14 protein-coding genes and 1 tRNA gene are annotated in these 16225 nt (G+C 64.4%); 6 read left to right on the top strand and 9 right to left on the bottom strand.

Annotation, left to right across the window (positions count from 1 at the left end; translation table 11 throughout):
- Positions 1–83: 83 nt before the first annotated feature.
- From murJ to rplU, 6 genes are all read right to left on the bottom strand, one after another.
- Positions 84–1580, bottom strand: coding sequence for a murein biosynthesis integral membrane protein MurJ (gene murJ, locus DOM57_RS07280; RefSeq protein WP_239496145.1), 1497 nt, complete (start codon positions 1578–1580; stop codon positions 84–86).
- A 439-nt stretch (positions 1581–2019) separates the two neighbouring features.
- On the bottom strand, positions 2020–2286 hold the full coding sequence (gene rpsT, locus DOM57_RS07275) for a 30S ribosomal protein S20 (RefSeq protein ID WP_110648557.1): 267 nt from the start codon (positions 2284–2286) through the stop codon (positions 2020–2022).
- A gap of 292 nt (positions 2287–2578) precedes the next feature.
- Complete coding sequence (proB, locus tag DOM57_RS07270; protein ID WP_110648556.1) at positions 2579–3715, bottom strand: glutamate 5-kinase; 1137 nt, start codon at positions 3713–3715, stop codon at positions 2579–2581.
- Positions 3716–3796: 81 nt separating this feature from the next.
- On the bottom strand, positions 3797–4990 hold the full coding sequence (cgtA, locus tag DOM57_RS07265; RefSeq protein WP_110648555.1) for an Obg family GTPase CgtA: 1194 nt from the start codon (positions 4988–4990) through the stop codon (positions 3797–3799).
- A gap of 109 nt (positions 4991–5099) precedes the next feature.
- Entirely contained in the window at positions 5100–5357 is a 258-nt protein-coding gene (gene rpmA, locus DOM57_RS07260; protein WP_110648554.1) for a 50S ribosomal protein L27, read from the bottom strand.
- A 36-nt stretch (positions 5358–5393) separates the two neighbouring features.
- Complete coding sequence (gene rplU / locus DOM57_RS07255; RefSeq protein ID WP_110648553.1) at positions 5394–5705, bottom strand: 50S ribosomal protein L21; 312 nt, start codon at positions 5703–5705, stop codon at positions 5394–5396.
- 306 nt (positions 5706–6011) lie between these two features.
- Here rplU and ispB point away from each other — a divergent pair, with 306 nt between their 5' ends.
- From ispB to DOM57_RS07240, 3 genes are all read left to right on the top strand, one after another.
- Complete coding sequence (gene ispB, locus DOM57_RS07250) at positions 6012–6986, top strand: octaprenyl diphosphate synthase (RefSeq protein ID WP_110648593.1); 975 nt, start codon at positions 6012–6014, stop codon at positions 6984–6986.
- An 82-nt stretch (positions 6987–7068) separates the two neighbouring features.
- Positions 7069–7145 (top strand) — tRNA-Pro (locus DOM57_RS07245).
- Between the two features lie 223 nt (positions 7146–7368).
- The gene (locus tag DOM57_RS07240; RefSeq protein ID WP_110648552.1) at positions 7369–7740 is read left to right on the top strand and encodes a hypothetical protein; all 372 of its coding nucleotides are present in this window, start codon (positions 7369–7371) and stop codon (positions 7738–7740) included.
- 13 nt (positions 7741–7753) lie between these two features.
- On the opposite strand, the gene DOM57_RS07235 is transcribed toward DOM57_RS07240, so the two are convergent.
- On the bottom strand, positions 7754–7987 hold the full coding sequence (locus DOM57_RS07235) for a hypothetical protein (protein WP_110648551.1): 234 nt from the start codon (positions 7985–7987) through the stop codon (positions 7754–7756).
- A gap of 413 nt (positions 7988–8400) precedes the next feature.
- Between DOM57_RS07235 and rapA the strand changes: the two genes are divergently transcribed.
- Positions 8401–11367 carry an RNA polymerase-associated protein RapA gene (gene rapA / locus DOM57_RS07225; protein ID WP_110648549.1) on the top strand — a complete coding sequence of 989 codons (2967 nt, stop codon included), beginning with the start codon at positions 8401–8403 and terminating at the stop codon, positions 11365–11367.
- Positions 11368–11589: 222 nt separating this feature from the next.
- On the opposite strand, the gene DOM57_RS07220 is transcribed toward rapA, so the two are convergent.
- Entirely contained in the window at positions 11590–12495 is a 906-nt protein-coding gene (locus DOM57_RS07220; RefSeq protein WP_110648548.1) for a TIGR01777 family oxidoreductase, read from the bottom strand.
- Positions 12496–12618: 123 nt separating this feature from the next.
- On the opposite strand from DOM57_RS07220, the gene DOM57_RS07215 reads away from it, so the two are divergent.
- Positions 12619–12990 (top strand): sirohydrochlorin chelatase, encoded by a 372-nt coding sequence (locus tag DOM57_RS07215; protein WP_110648547.1) that lies wholly within the window; start codon positions 12619–12621, stop codon positions 12988–12990.
- A 288-nt stretch (positions 12991–13278) separates the two neighbouring features.
- Positions 13279–14193 carry a MerR family transcriptional regulator gene (locus DOM57_RS07210; protein WP_110648546.1) on the top strand — a complete coding sequence of 305 codons (915 nt, stop codon included), beginning with the start codon at positions 13279–13281 and terminating at the stop codon, positions 14191–14193.
- A 36-nt stretch (positions 14194–14229) separates the two neighbouring features.
- Here the strand turns inward: DOM57_RS07210 and DOM57_RS07205 are convergent, their stop codons facing one another.
- Positions 14230–16065, bottom strand: a complete 1836-nt coding sequence (locus DOM57_RS07205) for a putative bifunctional diguanylate cyclase/phosphodiesterase (protein ID WP_110648545.1) — start codon at positions 16063–16065, stop codon at positions 14230–14232.
- Positions 16066–16225 lie beyond the last annotated feature (160 nt).

Below are 16225 nucleotides of genomic sequence, written 5' to 3'. Positions count from 1 at the left end.
GTCTGTTCCCGTTTCAGCGCAAGCCACGCTGCCATGGCAAAGGGTCTCATTATAACCAAGGGACTTTCCCCTATCAGCCGTGCTCAGCCACGCAAGCGGAAGTGTCTCAAGCGCACGCCACTCAAGGCCAGCCAAATGAAATAAGCTGCCGCTCCGCCGATCACCAGCGCCAGCAATATAGCGACTCGCCGCGGCGCTCCCCAGGCGACCCAGAGATGCCAATCGGGGGTGAGCCACCATAGTCCCGCCCCCATCAGCAGACAACCGCCCACCACCTGGACCGCATAGCGTCCCCAGCCCGGCTGAAACCGCAGCACGCCCTGCCTGCGCAGACCGAAGCCAAGCAGGCCGGCGTTGAGGAACGCCGACAGTGCCGTGGCCAGCGCCAGGCCGGCGTGGGCCAAGGGCACGATCAGCGCCAGATTCAGCGCCATGTTGGCGAACATCGCCACGATGCCGATCTTGACCGGCGTCTTGGTGTCCTGGCGGGCGAAATAGCCCGGCGCCAGCACCTTGATCAGCATGAAGGCCAAAAGGCCCAAAGCATAGGCACGCAGGCTTCGCGCGGCCATCACCACGTCGTGGTCGGTCATCGCGCCGTAGTGAAACAGGCTGACCAGCAGCGGCTCGGCCAGCAGGATCAACGCCAGTGCCGCCGGCAGGCCGATCAGCAGCACCATGCGCAACGCCCAGTCGAGCATGCGTGCGAAATGCTCGCTCGACTGTTCCGCGTGGCGCTTGGAGAGCGCCGGCAAGATCACCGTGGCGATGGCGATCCCGAACACGCCCAGCGGCAACTCCACCAGGCGGTCGGAATAGTAGAGCCAGGAGACGCTGCCGGAGACCAGGAACGACGCCAGCACGGTATCCAGCAGCAGATTGATCTGCGACACCGAGACGCCGAACAGCGCCGGCACCATCAGGCGCAGGATGCGTCTCACACCGGGATGCCGGAAGCGCGGCCACGGCCGTGGCGTCAGCCCCAGCCGGGCCAGAAACGGCAACTGGAACAGCAACTGGGCGGCGCCGGCAATCAGTACACCCCAGGCGAGGCCCAACGCCGGATCGCTCATCAGCGGGGTCAGCCACAGTGCCGAGCCGATCAGGCAGAGATTGAGCAGTACCGGCGTGAATGCCGGAATCGCGAAGCGCTCCCAGGTATTGAGCACGCTGCCAGCGAACGCCGTCAACGAGATCAGCAGCAGGTAGGGGAACGTCAGCCGCAGCATCTCGGCAGTCAGCGCCAGCTTACCGGGATCGGCCTTGAAACCGGGCGCGAACAGCCATGCCAGCCAGGGTGCGGCGACGATCGCCAGTGCCGTGATCAGCGCCAGCACGACACTCAGGCCGCCGGAGACCGCATCGAGCAGCTCGCGCACTTCGGCGCGGGTGCGCTGGGTGGCGTATTCCGACAACACCGGCACGAAGGCCTGGTTGAACGCCCCCTCGGCGAACAGCCGGCGCATGAAGTTGGGAATCTTGAAGGCGACGAAGAAGGCGTCCGCACCGCTACCGGCGCCGAGCAGTGCGGCGATCACCACGTCCCGCAGCAGGCCCAGGACACGCGACAGCAAGGTCATCGTGCTGACCACCAGCCCCGAGCGCAACAGTCCGCCACGCGATGGCAGCGTCGCCGGCTCGGCCGCAGTCGCTTGCGCGCCCGGCTCGTTCGCCGATGAGGTTGGTTGGTCGCTCATGCTTCCGTCGCTCACGCTGCTGATCCGTCAGGCTCTTCTATCGAAATGCCGGCTGCAACCAAACCCGGTAGGGATTTTGGTCATCGTGCCGACTGCGGTCCGCAGGATGGCCGCCAGGGAAGGCGACCACACTAAATCCCCAGGAGGGATTTTGGACATCACGCAGTGATGGTCCGCAGGATGGCCGCCAGGGAAGGCGGCCACACTAAATCCCCAGGAGGGATTTTGGACATCACGCCAGTGATGGTCCGCAGGATGGCCGCCAGGGAAGGCGGCCACAAAAAAACCGGCCGAAGCCGGTTTTTCGTCAAGCGCGTCCGGCTTAGGCAGCCAGCGCCTTAATTCGCTTGTTCAAGCGACTCTTGATACGCGCCGCCTTCTTCTTGGAGAGGGTGTCCTTGTCGGCGATGCGGTCGATGACCGGCTGAGCCGCCTTGAACTCGGCGTTCGCCTGAGTCTGATCGCCAGCCTGAATGGCCTTGATCACGCGCTTGATGTAGGTACGCACCATGGAACGCTGACTTGCGTTGTGCTTGCGGCGGTCTTCCGCCTGACGTGCGCGCTTGCGCGCCTGCTTGGTATTCGCCACCGTCGACTCCTTGGAGATGTTGACAGTCAATTCTGTAAGTTAAATCACCAGGGCCACTCGAAACCGCTTCAGGCCAGCCCTGAATGATTCGGCCAAATGTTCAAGTCACGCCCGAACCGCACGCGCCTCGGGTCGCAACGACTGCCGTTCAAGGACAGTCTTCACGGGCCATGTCTGAGAGGATGCGGGATTCTATCACAGCCTTTGCAGCCGATACTAGCGACCGGTTGATCCATTTCTCCCCGGAAAGACGACACAAACCGCCATGCGCGGGCCTCGGGCCAATGCATTCTCACAGCACCACGAGGTTGTCGCGATGAATCAGTTCCGGCGCTTCCATGTAACCCAGGATTTCGGCGATCCGCTGGCTCGGCTGCCCCACGAGCCGGGCGGCATCGACACTCGAATAGTTGATCAGCCCCTTGGCCACGCGCGCGCCCTGCTCGTCGACGCAGACCACCATGTCGCCACGCTTGAACGCGCCCTGCACCTGCTTGACGCCGACCGGCAGCAGGCTCGACCCCTGCGAGCGCAACACCCTCACCGCGCCGGGGTCCAGCGTCAGCGTGCCACGGACTTGCAACTGGCCGGCAAGCCAGCGCTTGCGCGCCGCCAACGGCGCGTGATCGGGACGCAGCAATGTTCCCAGCGACTCGCCCTCGAGCAACCGGATCAGCACCTGCGGCTGGCGCCCACTGGCGATCGCCGTCACGGCTCCCGAACGCGCGGCCAGCCGCGCCGCCCGCAGCTTGGTCGCCATGCCGCCGCGCCCCAACACGCCACCACCACCGGCCACCGCATCCAGGGCCGGGTCGTCGGCTTTGCCCTCGCCGATCAGTTTGGCTGCGGGATGCTGGCGTGGATCGGCATCGAAAAGCCCCTCCTGATCGGTCAGGATCAACAGCGCATCGGCCTCGAGCAGGTTGGCGACCAGCGCGCCCAGGGTGTCGTTGTCGCCGAAGCGGATCTCGTCGGTGACCACGGTATCGTTCTCGTTGATCACCGGGACCACACCGAGCTGGACCAGCGTGCGCAGCGCCGAACGCGCGTTGAGATAGCGCTTGCGGTTGGAGAGGTCATCGTGAGTCAGCAGCACCTGGGCGCTGCGCAGGCCATGGCGGGCAAAATGGGTTTCGTAACACTGCGAAAGCCCGCTCTGCCCTACCGCGGCGGCGGCCTGCAGTTCATGCACGGCGCTCGGGCGGGTGTGCCAGCCGAGTCGCACCATGCCTTCGGCAATCGAGCCCGAGGAGACCAGCACCACTTCGATGCCACGGCGGTGCAGCTCGGCCATCTGGTCGACCCAGCCACCGATCGCCGCCTCGTCGAGCCCGCGACCGTCGTTGGTCAAGAGCGCACTGCCGATCTTGACCACGACCCGCCGCGCGTCTTTCAGCACCTGACGCCCCGATTGCCGATCCGCCGTCATTTCCACTCTCCCTCGCTCACCGCCACCTGACCACTCCTGGACCCCGACCGGGTTCGGGCGGCTCTGCCGTTCACGTTGCCTTCAGCGGGTGTATTCGACCTCGACGTCATAGTCGTCATCATCGAAGTCGTCATCGTCGTTCACTTCGCCGCGCTTGACTCGCAAACGCGCCTGGTGCGCTTCGACCCGCGCCACCGATTCGGCCTCCATGCGGGCCCGCATCTCACGCTCGCGCTCGGCCGCCTCCTCGTCCTCGTGTTCGAGCCGACGCTGCTCGGTGAGCCACCGATAGGCCGCCTGGACGAGCTCATCGGTACCCTCGCCGGCGATGGCCGCGATCCGGAACACCGGACCGCCCCAGCCGAGCCGTGAAACGATGTCGGCGACGCGCGCCTCGCGCTCGTCTTCCGGCAGCAGGTCCAGCTTGTTGATCACCAGCCAGCGCGGCAGCTCGGCCAATGTCGGCGAGAAGCGTTCCAGCTCGCCGGCGATCGCCCGCACGGCTTCGACCGGGTCGGACTCGTCGAACGGCGCGGCATCGACCACGTGCAGCAACAGTCGCGTGCGGGTCAGGTGCTTGAGAAAGCGCAGGCCGAGACCGGCGCCATCGGAAGCGCCTTCGATCAACCCGGGCACGTCGGCCATGACGAAGTGCTCATGGGTGCCGAGCTTGACCACCCCGAGGTTGGGCACCAGCGTGGTGAAGGGATAGTCGGCGACCTTGGGCTTGGCCGCCGAGACCGCACGGATCAGCGTCGACTTGCCGGCATTGGGCATGCCCAGCAGGCCGACATCGGCCATCACCTTCATCTCCAGGCGTAGCTTGCGCCGCTCGCCCTCGGTGCCCGGCGTGGTCCGCCGCGGCGCGCGATTGGTCGAGGACTTGAAATGGATGTTGCCGAGCCCGCGCCGCCCGCCCTGGGCGACCAGCACCACTTGCCCTTCCGCAGTGACGTCGGCGATCACTTCGAGCGTATCCTCGTCGATCACCGTGGTGCCGACCGGCACCTTGACGTGAAGATCGTCGCCGGCCTTGCCGCTCATCTGGCGGCCCTGGCCGGGCTGACCGTTCTGCGCCTTGTAGAAGCGCTGATACTTGAAGTCGATCAAGGTGTTCAGCGATTCATCGCCGATCAGGTAGACGCTGCCGCCATGGCCGCCATCACCGCCATCGGGGCCGCCCCTGGGCACGAACTTTTCACGCCGGAAGCTGAGACAGCCATTGCCGCCCTTGCCGGCTTCGACGGTAATCGAGGTTTCGTCGACGAACTGCATGTCACTCTCCCGGCGGCGGGCGCCGCGCGCATGGATGCTGCAAGATAATGCCGCAAAAACGAAAAAGCCCCGCCTGGGCGGGGCTTTTTCAACCAGTGTTCGTGAAGTCTCAGGCGGAGACCACGCTCACGAACTTGCGGTTCTTTGGGCCTTTCTGCTCGAACTTGATCACGCCGTCGTTGAGCGCAAACAGCGTGTGGTCCTTGCCGATACCCACGCCGGTTCCCGGATGGAACTTGGTGCCACGCTGACGAACGATGATGTTACCGGCCGTAGCCTTCTGTCCACCGAACAGCTTGACACCCAGGCGTTTGGATTCGGAATCGCGACCGTTACGCGTACTACCGGCGGCCTTCTTGTGAGCCATGGTTAATACCTCTCTCTGGGGAGGAATATCCCGCGCTTAGGCGGAAATCCCAGTGATCTTGACTTCAGTGAACCACTGACGGTGGCCCTGACGCTTCATGTGGTGCTTGCGGCGACGGAACTTGATGATCTGCACCTTGTCGCCACGACCGTGGGAGACGATTTCCGCAGCCACCTTGGCACCGTCGACCAACGGCGCGCCGACCTTGATGTCGTCGCCGTCGGCAACCAGCAGAACCTGGTCGAACTCCAGGGTTTCACCGGTCGCGATCTCAAGCTTCTCCAGCTTGAGTGTCTGACCTTCCTGCACGCGGTATTGCTTACCGCCGCTCTTGATTACAGCGTACATAATACTCTCCGGGCACTCATCTGGGCCAACTCATCGGGGATCGGCGCTCTTTGTCGACCTGCGGCGAGTGGTGCCCCTTCCGGCAACCATCTGACAGGGAGCATGACGAGTTGGGTCGCGGATTATAGCGACTGCGCCTGCGCGAGGCAAGCCAAACGCGGCATGCCGGGCCTGGCGTTGCTTGACGCACCCGGGGGCGCCACCTAGCATAGCGACTCACACCGCCTCTCTCGGTCTCGGTCTACAGCCATGGCCGGCTTCGAGCGGCCCTACTCAAGCCCCATCCGATTCACTGACAAGCCGACCATGCAATCCAACGCTGCATCCATCCATGCATCGGTGGCTGAGGACTTCGCCGCCGTCAATCGCACGATCCTCAATCAATTGGCGTCGCGAATCCCTCTGGTCGAGACCATCGGCCAGTACATCATCGAAAGCGGTGGCAAACGCCTGCGTCCGCTACTCGTGCTGCTCGCCGCGCGCGCGCTCGATTATCGTGGCGACAAGCATGTCACGCTGGCCACGCTGATCGAGTTCATGCACACCTCGACGCTGTTGCACGACGACGTGGTCGACGAGTCGAACCGGCGCCGTGGCAAACCGACCGCCAACGACACCTGGGGCAACGCACCTTCGGTGCTGGTCGGCGATTTCCTCTATTCACGCTCGTTCCAGATGATGGTCGAGGTGGGCTCGATGCGTATCATGCAGGTGCTTTCCAGCGCCACCTGCGTGATCGCCGAGGGCGAAGTCCAGCAACTGACCAATATCGGCAACGCCGACATCGAGGAGTCGGACTACTTCGACACCATCCAGGGCAAGACCGCGATGCTGTTCGAGGCCGCCTCCCACAGCGGTGCGATCCTGGCCGAGGCCGACAGCGAGCAGGAGCGCGCACTCAAGCTCTACGGCCGCTATCTGGGGCTGGCCTTCCAACTGATCGACGACCTGCTCGACTACCAGGGCGACGCCGAGACCATGGGCAAGAACGTCGGCGATGATCTGGCCGAAGGCAAACCGACCCTGCCGTTGATCCACGCCATGCGTCATGGCAGCCCGGAGCAGGCTGCACTGATTCGCCAGGCGATCACCGATGGCGGCCTCGCGCGACTCGACGACGTGCTTGCGATCGTGCGCGATACCGGCGCGCTCGAATATACCCGTCGACGCGCCGAGGAGATGGCCGAAAAGGCCAGACAGCAACTCGAACTTCTGCCACCGAGCCCTTACCGCGAGAGCATGGAGACACTGACACGCATCGCCGTCGAACGTGACGTCTAAAAGGCTTTGCGATCAAGGTTGCGCCGCGTCTTGGGATGAGTATAATGCAGCTCCGTCGAGTCGCCCTCGGCAGCAGAGAAATCGGAGTGTAGCTCAGCTTGGTAGAGCGCTGCCTTCGGGAGGCAGAGGTCGTAGGTTCGAATCCTGTCACTCCGACCACCGTATTCGAAACGCCCGTTCAGGCTCCGGCCTAACGGGCGTTTTTCATGCTGATTCGCGTTGCATTGAGCCCATCGATCCCGGCCATGGAACCATGACACCTTAGGTTCAATGGGCAGCCGAGCGAGGGGCCTCTAGAGTAGAAGAGAGTCACGCATCGCCCTCCGGCACCCGCGTTCTCCATGAGCGCCTCACCGGAGATCGGCCCTCAGGGAGAATCACCATGTTCTTGTCACCCCGCTTGACCACGCTCAGCCTCGCCTTCTCTCTCGCGGCGCTTTCTCTCGTGGCATTCTCCGCGCAAGCCCAGGAAACCGAGAAACAGCAAGCCGAGGAGCAACCGATCCCATGGTCCGCCAAGGAGATCGAGACCTCCCAGGCACAGTGTCGCGCCAATATCACCGCCACCGGTATCGAAGGCCCCAAGGTCGAGCGTTACTGCGAATGCGCCACCAAGGCGCTCCAGGCGCGATTCAGTGCCGCCGAGGTACGCAAGATGCAGCGCGAGCACGACCCCGGCGAAAGCGAGGACAGCCGCCCGCCCAAACTGGCCAAGACACTCGAGCAGTGCTCGCCGGTCCTCGAGTCCCAATAGTCGGCGGACTCGATCACGTATCGTCGGCGGACTCGATCTCTCGCCGGCGCTGCTTGTTGCGCCGGTAGCGGCGTACCAGCGCCAGCCAGGCGGCTGCCGTCAACATCAACGCCAGAGTCACGCCCTGCCAGGGTCTCGCGCTATCGCCCAGCCAGGTTTCCAGGACGATGATCAAGATGAATCCCGTCGCCTGACTGGCAATCGCCAGCCGCCGCAAGCCGTCGCCGTTGCTGCCCAGTGCTGCCATTCACGCCTCCCTCGTTCCCCCGCCGAGCCGGCAGTGTAACGCTGATTCATAGGGTATGTTGCCGTTTCGTGCACGGCCGCGCCGGAGCCAGTTTTTGTGCGGGGCAAGGCGAGAGGAGCGTGATTTGGTCGTTCCAAATGAACGACGAATAACGCAGCACCGTGCAAAAACTGGCCCGGCCCTTCGGGTTGCGCGGCAAATGGCGCCATGCGGCGTTGCGGGATTGGAAAAGGGAACCACCCTTCTCGGCATCCCGCGCCTGGCCTGGCGCCATTTGGCGCAGCAACGCGGTTCGCGCTGAAACGGCAACAGACTCTAATGACACCGAACCGTTCGACGCTTAAGGCGATCTTCCCTTTACGCTAGAATGCCACGCCCATCCGTTCCCGCAGCGACAACATCACCGAGGCATCATGAGCGATTTCACTCCCGGCCAGCGTTGGATCAGCGACGGCGAAACCGAGCTGGGACTTGGCACCATCCTCAGCGTCGACCCCCGCAGCGTTACCGTGCTCTTCACCGCCAGCCAGGAAACCCGCATCTATAGCGTACGCCAGGCCCCGCTGACCCGCGTGGTCTTCGCCGAGGGTGATCGCATCGATGCTGCCGACGGTCAGCAACTGACGGTGCGGCGGGTCGAGGAACGCGACGGATGCGTGATCTATCACGGTGAAACCGACGATGGCGAGCCGGTGGTTCTCGACGAGGCCAAGCTCTCCGACAGCATGCGCTTCCACCAGGCCCAGGATCGCCTGCTCACCGGCCAGGTCGATCGCAACGACTGGTTCGAGCTGCGTTTCCGCTCACTGCATCATCACCAGCGTATCGCCCGCAGCCCGGCACTCGGTCTCGCGGGGCCGCGCATCGACCTCATCCCGCATCAGCTCTATATCGCCGACGAGGTCTCGCGCCGCCATGCGCCTCGTGTATTGCTCGCCGACGAAGTGGGACTCGGCAAGACCATCGAGGCCGGGCTGATCCTCCATCGCCTGCTGCTCACCGGTCGCGCCAGCCGCGCGCTGATCCTGGTTCCCGCCAGCCTCACGCACCAGTGGCTGATCGAGCTGCTGCGCCGCTTCTCGCTGTCGGTAACGCTGCTGGACGAAGCCCAGAGCGAGGCCTGGGGTGGAAACAGTGACGACGACAATCCCTTCGACAGTGGCCAGTGCATCCTCGCCAGCCAGCAGTGGCTGTTTGCCAACCCGCACCGCCAGCGCCAGGCCGAATCCTGCCAATGGGACCTGCTGATCGTCGACGAAGCGCACCACCTCGACTGGACGCCGCAGGCGCAAGGACCCGGTTATAGCTGTGTCGAGCGACTGGCCCGGCGCATCGACGGACTGCTGCTGCTGACCGCCACCCCCGAGCAGATGGGACTGGAGAGCCACTTCGCCCGCCTGCGTCTGCTCGACCCGGACCGCTACCAGGACCTCGAGCGCTTTCGCGAAGAAGAGGCCGGCTATGCGGCGGTGGCCGAGGCCATCGATGCGCTCGAGCGCCTGCCGGGTGACGCTGCGGATCGTGACCGCCTCGGCACGGTGGTCGACGACAGCGACAGCCGCGCGCTGCTGGAGACCCTGCTCGACCCGGAAAGCAACGACTCGCAGCGGGAGAGCGCTCGTCGTCAGCTACGCGAACAGCTGCTCGATCGCCACGGCACCGGACGCGTGATGTTCCGCAACAGCCGGCGTCATGTCGGCGGTTTTCCGGAGCGGCATCTACACGTCGACTCCCTGCCGATGCCGGAGACTTATCGGAGCCAGTTCGATGAGCTGCGCGACGGCAACGACCACTTCGCCGCCCGCCTCACCGCCGCCGAGCTCGGCACCCGCGACGCCCGCCTTTACCCCGAGGCCGCCTATCGCGCCGTTCACGACGACGCCTTGCAGAGCGAGACGCCCTGGTGGCGGATCGATCCTCGCGTCGAGTGGTTGCTCGAACGGCTCGAGACGCTCGGCCGCCAGACCAAGGTGCTGGTGATCGCTCACTGGCGCCAGACCGCCATCGATCTGGCCGAAGCGCTACGCGTGCGGGCCGGCATTCAGGCACCGGTGTTCCATGAGGAGATGAGCCTGGTCGAGCGCGATCGTGCCGCTGCCGCCTTCGCCGATGACGAGGGCGGCTGCCAGGTGCTGATCTGCTCCGAGATCGGCTCCGAGGGACGTAACTTCCAGTTCTGCCATCACTTGGTGATGTTCGACCTGCCGTGGCATCCGGACCTGCTCGAACAGCGCATCGGCCGTCTCGATCGCATTGGCCAACTGCACCCTATCGATATCCATGTGCCGGTGATCGATCGGAGCCCCGGCGCCACGCTGTTGCGCTGGTACCGTGACGGCCTCGACGCCTTCACCACGCCGCATGCCGCCGGCGGCGACGTGCTCACGGCGTTCAGCGACGCCCTGCTGGAGAGCCTCGACGACGACTGTTTTGATAGAAACGGCGGCCTCGACACCCTGATCGAGGAGACCCGCACCTTCAACGACGCGCGCCTGGCGGAGCGCGAGGCCGGGCGCAATCGCCTGCTGGAATGGAATGCCTGCCGCCCGGAGCGCGCCGATGCCGTGGTCAGCGCGGTGGTGGAGCAGGACAACGACCCCGCGCTGCCGCGCTATGTCGATCAGGCGCTCGACATTTTCGGCGTCGACAGCCGCGATCTCGGCAACGGCCTAATGCACCTCGCCCCCGGCTCGCACATGCTCGATAGCCTGCCGGGACTGGCCCAGGGCGACGAAGGCTTCACCGCCACCTACTCCCGCTCGCGCGCGCTGGCGCGGGACGACATTCAGCGGCTCTCCTGGGAGCACCCGCTGGTGGGTGCGCTGCTCGAGCGCGTGCTCGACTCGAGCCTCGGCAACACCGCACTCGCCCTGCTGAAACACCCCAGCATTCCCGGTGGGCGGCTGATGCTGGAGCTGATCTTCCGTACCCACTGCCCGGCCCCCAAACGGCTGCATGTGGGCCGCTTCCTGCCGGATAGCGGAATTCGCGTACTGCTCGACGAAAGCGGCGCCAATCTCTCCGACAAGGTGACCTTCAGCGGCCTGTCGCGCAATCTGCAGCGCGTCAAGAAAGGCGTGGCCCGGGAATTGCTGAAGTCCCGACACGACCAGTTGCGATCACTGCTCAAGCGTGGCGAAAGCGAAGCGGAACGGGAGCTACCGACCCTGGTGGAACGGGCCCAGTGCCAGATGCGCGATACCCTGGATGTGGAGCTGGCCCGGCTCAAGGCACTGGCACAGCACAACGGCGCTATCCGCGACGACGAGCTGGAGGCACTGCGCTCGGAGCGCCGTGCGCTGGATGCGGCGATCGAGGGGGCGACGCTGCGTCTGGATGCCGTGCGGGTGATAGTGACCGTCGATAACGAGCAGCGCTGAGAACCTGCTCACGATCTGCTGCGCGTCGGCCAAACTTTGTTGAGCCGGAGCGCAGCGGAGACAACAGCCGAAGGCTGGCCCGTAGGGCGAGCGAAGCGAGTCAAACACTTTCGGAATGCTCATTTAACCCCACGTAAACTCTGCTTTCTCAAGTGTTTTCGCCTCGTTTGGCTCTAGCTCGCGAGATCGTAAACAGATTCTGAGCCGGCTAACGTGGAAGAACTAACGTGACAGGATGGCCGCCAGGGCTTCGTCGAGGGTTTCATAGCGGAAGGTGAAGCCCGCCTCGAGCAGGCGCCGCGGCCGCATGCAGGCGCCGGTCAGCAATAGACGCGACATCTCGCCCAGACCGAACTTCAACAGTGGCGCCGGCACGCAGAGCCTGGCGGGACGATGCAGGTGCCGCCCCAACGTGCGGGTGAATTCGGCATTGGTCACCGGCTGCGGCGCGCAGGCGTTGAACGGGCCGTTCAAGGCGTCGTTATCGAGCAGGAACTCGATCGCGCCAACCAGATCCTCGCGATGAACCCAGGGCATGCACTGGCGGCCGTCGCCGATACGGCCGCCCAGCCCCAGCTTGAATGCCGGCAGCATCTTGGCCAGCATGCCACCGCCGGCGTCCAGCACCAGGCCGGTACGCAGGCAGGCCACCCGCGTGCCAAAAGGCTCGGCCTTCTTGGCCTCGCGCTCCCACATCTCGCAGAGTCGATGGGCGAATTCGTCGTGCGGCGGCGTCTGCTCGGTCACCTCGCGCTCGCCCTGTTCGCCGTAATAGCCCATCGCGGAGCCCGACACCAACGCCCGTGGCGCCGCGTTCGCCTGCGCCAGTTGCTCGCACAGCGCGACCACCTCGCGGGTGGTATGGCGGCGGGATTCCATCAGCCGCGTCTTCTGCGAATCGCTCCAGCGGCGATCGGCGATCGGCTCGCCGGCCAGATTGACGATCGCCTGGGGCTTGTCGCCGGCGAACTCGGCCACCGAATCGCGGATCGTTATCCCGGCCGGCAGCCTGCTCTCCGCACGCTCGGGGTCACGTGATACCACCATAACCTGATGCCCGGCTGCCAATGCCCGCTCGACCAGGCGGCTCCCCACGAACCCCGTGCCTCCTGTGACCAATAGGCGCATGTTCGCTGCCCCTCAATTATACGGATGTTATACAATGACCTAATATAGCAGGCACCAGGCAAATCTTCCGCCAGCTTACCGTTCCGACGCCACCCGCTGACACCAACTCCCTCAGGAGGCAGCATGACACAGTCCGCCATGATTCTGCTGGCTCACGGCTCCAGCGATGCGCGCTGGCGCGCGCCGTTCGAAGCCCTGGAACGTGACTTGGCACCGCGCGTCGACAAACCCGTCGTCCTCGCCTTCATGGAACTCAGCGAGCCATCGCTAGAAACCCGCGTCGCTGAACTGCTCGCCCAGGGTATCAGCGAAATCGAGGTGCTCCCGTTGTTCTTCGCCGCCGGACGCCATCTGCGCGAAGACGTACCGGGACAGCTCGACGCTATCGCGCGGGCGCAGCCGGTAACGCTTCGCTTGCTCGATCCTGTAGGCCAGCACCCGGCCTTTGTCGACGCCTTGGCCGGCATTATCGAATCTCGCGTTCACGATGATTGACGACGCTCTCGTATTACATTCAAGTTGTACAAAACGCTTGATACGTACAAGATGTCCAACCATTTTGTCTCATGAGATCACAGGCGTTTCGTCCACGACGATCGGCCATACACGGCCACGAGACAGCGCCCCTCGAAATTGATGCCAGAAACGGTGACGCCACGAAACGAAGGCAACATCGCCGAGCCGTCACGCGATGCCGAAGCGCCATGGATTGTCGGCTGGGGTGATTGCCGTCGTTATCTCTCCGCTTCGGCGGGACGGCGCAAAGGCGTTGCAGGAGGATGCATGACTTACAAGGTGTTGGATTCGAGTGCCGCGCCGCTCTACCCGATCCGCGAGGTCTCGCGCCTGACCGGGGTCAATTCCGTCACGCTGCGCGCCTGGGAGCGCCGCTATGGGCTGATCAGGCCACAGCGTACTCCCAAGGGGCACCGACTCTATGCCCGCGATGACATCGAGCGCGTCGAGCGCATCCTGCAGTGGCTGAATCGGGGCGTGCCGGTCAGCCAGGTGCGCGAGCTGCTCGATCAGCCGCAAGCCGCCGAGACATCGCCCCCCCAGGTAGGCGATTGGGATAGTCAACGTCAACACCTGGTTCACGCCGTCGATTCGCTCGACATGGGGCGTCTCGAAGCGCTGTTCAATCAGAGCCTGGCACTCTATCCGGTGAGCCTGTGCATTGCAGAACTGTGGCAACCGGCGATCGAACAGCTCGAGGAGCGTTGGAGCGACCAGTTCGGAGCCACACTGCAGCGGCGACTGCTCGAAACCTTTCTGCGCACGCGCATCGGCACCCGCATTTACCATGCCAATCAATCGAGCAACGCCCGCGAACTTGTGGTGGCGCGGCTGCCCGAGGACTCGAGCGGTTTCTGGGCGCTATTGATGGGCTTGGCGGCTTCCGCAGCGGGTTATCGCGTTCAACTGATCGATGGTGAGTTGCCACTGGGTGAATTTCCCATGGCCATCGACTGCCTCGGCGCGAAGGCACTGTTGCTGGCCAGCGGTCAGGCCGAGCGGGGCGAGGTCGTTCGGCGCCAACTGCCGCGGCTCGCCGAGCAGGCCGAGGTACCGGTCTGTCTGGCGGGGCCGATTGCGCGGATTCGCGCCGGCGACTTCGAGAACACGAGCGTTGTCCTGCTGGGAGAGGACCTGGGGCAGGCGGTGGGTCGCCTGCGTTCGATCGTCGACGGGGGCTGACACGGCATCCCGGCGACGCGGAAAGCACGCCGCGGATCAGGGGTAAACGGTAGCCGTCGCCTGGCGCAGGCGGGATTCCACCGCGCTGGCCGGCTGTGGCCTCGCGTAGAGATAGCCCTGGACGTGGCGACAACCTCTGGCCAACAGGAAATCACGCTGCTCGGCGGTTTCCACGCCCTCGGCAATGACGTCCAGATGCAAACCCTGGGCCATCGCCAGCACCGCGGAGGTGATGGCGGCATCGGCGTGGTCATGGGGCAAGGCGCGGATGAATTCACGGTCGAGCTTGAGCTTATCGATCGGCAGGCGTTTCAAGTAGGCCATCGACGAGTAACCGGTGCCGAAGTCGTCGATCGCGATCTGTAGCCCCTCGCGGCGCAGCGCTTCGAGGCGTGGCGAGATATCGCCGGCGCGCTCGTCGAGCAGCACCGACTCGGTCAATTCCAGGCCGAGAAACTGGGCCGGCACCCGATATTGTCTCAATGTCGAAAGCAGGCTCGCTTCGAGGTCGCCCTGGATCAGTTGCAATGCCGAGATATTGACCCAGACCGGTACGGCCGTCAGCCCCTGAGCCCGCCAGATCGAGATTTGCGCCACGACCTGACCGATCACCCAGTTACCGAGCGCCGGCATCAACCCATGGCGCTCCGCCAGGGGAATGAACTCGTTGGGTAGAATCAGGCCCTGCTCGGGATGGTGCCAGCGCAGCAACGCTTCCATGCCGATCAACTCGCCGTCGTCGAGGCGATGCTGGGTCTGATAGTAGACTTCGAGCTGCGAGCCTTGAGCCAGAGCCTGTCGCAGCTCGTTGATAACCGCCAGCTGGCGATCATTCTCGACCTCGAGCGAGGGCCGGAAACGCCGATCGTGATTGCGCCCGTGGCGCTTGGCACTGTAGAGCGCGGACTCCAGGCGCTGGAACAGCACGCCGGAATCGTTGCCGTCCTCGGGGGCGCGGCAACTGCCGATGGTGAGTCCCAGGCGCAGCGAGTTGCCGTCGATCTCGAACGGCTCGCTCAGGTGCTGGCGCAGGCTGGCGACCCATTTCTCGTGATCGTCGAACGTGGTGGTACGAATCACCATGAATTCGTCGCCGCCCAGGCGACCGACGATCCCCCCGGCGACCTGCGCCGCCAGGCGTTGCCCGAAGCGGGCCAGCAGCCGATCGCCGCTGTCGACGCCGAGGCCGTCGTTGATCGCCTTGAAGCCGTCGATATCGATCAGCGCCAGATCGAGCCCTTCTCCCGCGCGCAGATGACGCAGGCGCGAGGCCAGCAGATCATGCAAACGGCGGCGATTGGGCAGGCCGGTCAGCGGATCCTCGAAGCCGATACGGCGCAGGTCCCGCTCACGCGCCTTGTGGCGGCTGATGTCGGTGAACAGGCCGACATAGTGGGAGACGCGCCCCTTGTCGTCATGGCAAGCCTGGACCCGAAGCCATTCGGGATATTGATCGCCGTGCTTGCGCTGATTCCAGATCTCGCCTTCCCAGCGGCCGGTGGCCTGCAGCGTCTGCCAGTAGCGATCGTAGAATGCCTTGTCATGGCGGCCCGCGGAGAACGCCGAGGGATCGAGCCCCGCGATCTCGTCCAGGGTATAGCCGGTGATCTGGGTAAAAGCGGGATTGACGGTGAGGATGCGATTGCCGGCGTCGGTGATCATCATGCCATCCTGGGAAAGCTCGAGCGCCTGTTCGCTCAGCCGTCGTCGCTGGTGTTCGAGCCGTATCTGGCGCCAGCCGTCGATCATACCGATCGCCACGATGACCAGTGCCACCAGCCGCAGAGTCAGCAGCGGCAACAGGCTTGCAGCGGCAAGCGCTGCCAGCCCCAACCAGATCAGCGGTCGATTCAGCGAAAAAGAAGGCCACATAGATTGTCGTTTATCGTCATTATGTTGGTTCGACCGGAGGTCGAGTTCACCTCGTTCCCATCTCGCATCATGCCCCGTCGACATTCTCCAGGGCAAGCCTGGGGGGTCGACCCGCAGTGCGGTAAGCCGTTGATGGCACGCCCTGCCGCGGTGATTGCAC

Source organism: Salinicola peritrichatus (genome assembly GCF_003206715.1).
Taxonomy (GTDB): Bacteria; Pseudomonadota; Gammaproteobacteria; order Pseudomonadales; family Halomonadaceae; genus Salinicola; species Salinicola peritrichatus.
The sequence above is the reverse complement of the archived record's forward strand: the minus strand, read 5'-3'. Positions and strand labels throughout refer to the sequence as shown.

Excerpts from the sequence above, each read along its gene's own strand:
- murJ (WP_239496145.1), bottom strand. The coding sequence starts at position 1,580 with ATGACCTTGCTGTCGCGTGTCCTGGGCCTGCTGCGGGACGTGGTGATC.
- proB (WP_110648556.1), bottom strand. The coding sequence starts at position 3,715 with ATGACGGCGGATCGGCAATCGGGGCGTCAGGTGCTGAAAGACGCGCGG.
- cgtA (WP_110648555.1), bottom strand. The coding sequence starts at position 4,990 with ATGCAGTTCGTCGACGAAACCTCGATTACCGTCGAAGCCGGCAAGGGC.
- rpmA (WP_110648554.1), bottom strand. The coding sequence starts at position 5,357 with ATGGCTCACAAGAAGGCCGCCGGTAGTACGCGTAACGGTCGCGATTCC.
- rplU (WP_110648553.1), bottom strand. The coding sequence starts at position 5,705 with ATGTACGCTGTAATCAAGAGCGGCGGTAAGCAATACCGCGTGCAGGAA.
- ispB (WP_110648593.1), top strand. The coding sequence starts at position 6,012 with ATGCAATCCAACGCTGCATCCATCCATGCATCGGTGGCTGAGGACTTC.
- DOM57_RS07240 (WP_110648552.1), top strand. The coding sequence starts at position 7,369 with ATGTTCTTGTCACCCCGCTTGACCACGCTCAGCCTCGCCTTCTCTCTC.
- DOM57_RS07235 (WP_110648551.1), bottom strand. The coding sequence starts at position 7,987 with ATGGCAGCACTGGGCAGCAACGGCGACGGCTTGCGGCGGCTGGCGATT.
- rapA (WP_110648549.1), top strand. The coding sequence starts at position 8,401 with ATGAGCGATTTCACTCCCGGCCAGCGTTGGATCAGCGACGGCGAAACC.
- DOM57_RS07220 (WP_110648548.1), bottom strand. The coding sequence starts at position 12,495 with ATGCGCCTATTGGTCACAGGAGGCACGGGGTTCGTGGGGAGCCGCCTG.
- DOM57_RS07215 (WP_110648547.1), top strand. The coding sequence starts at position 12,619 with ATGACACAGTCCGCCATGATTCTGCTGGCTCACGGCTCCAGCGATGCG.
- DOM57_RS07210 (WP_110648546.1), top strand. The coding sequence starts at position 13,279 with ATGACTTACAAGGTGTTGGATTCGAGTGCCGCGCCGCTCTACCCGATC.
- DOM57_RS07205 (WP_110648545.1), bottom strand. The coding sequence starts at position 16,065 with ATGTGGCCTTCTTTTTCGCTGAATCGACCGCTGATCTGGTTGGGGCTG.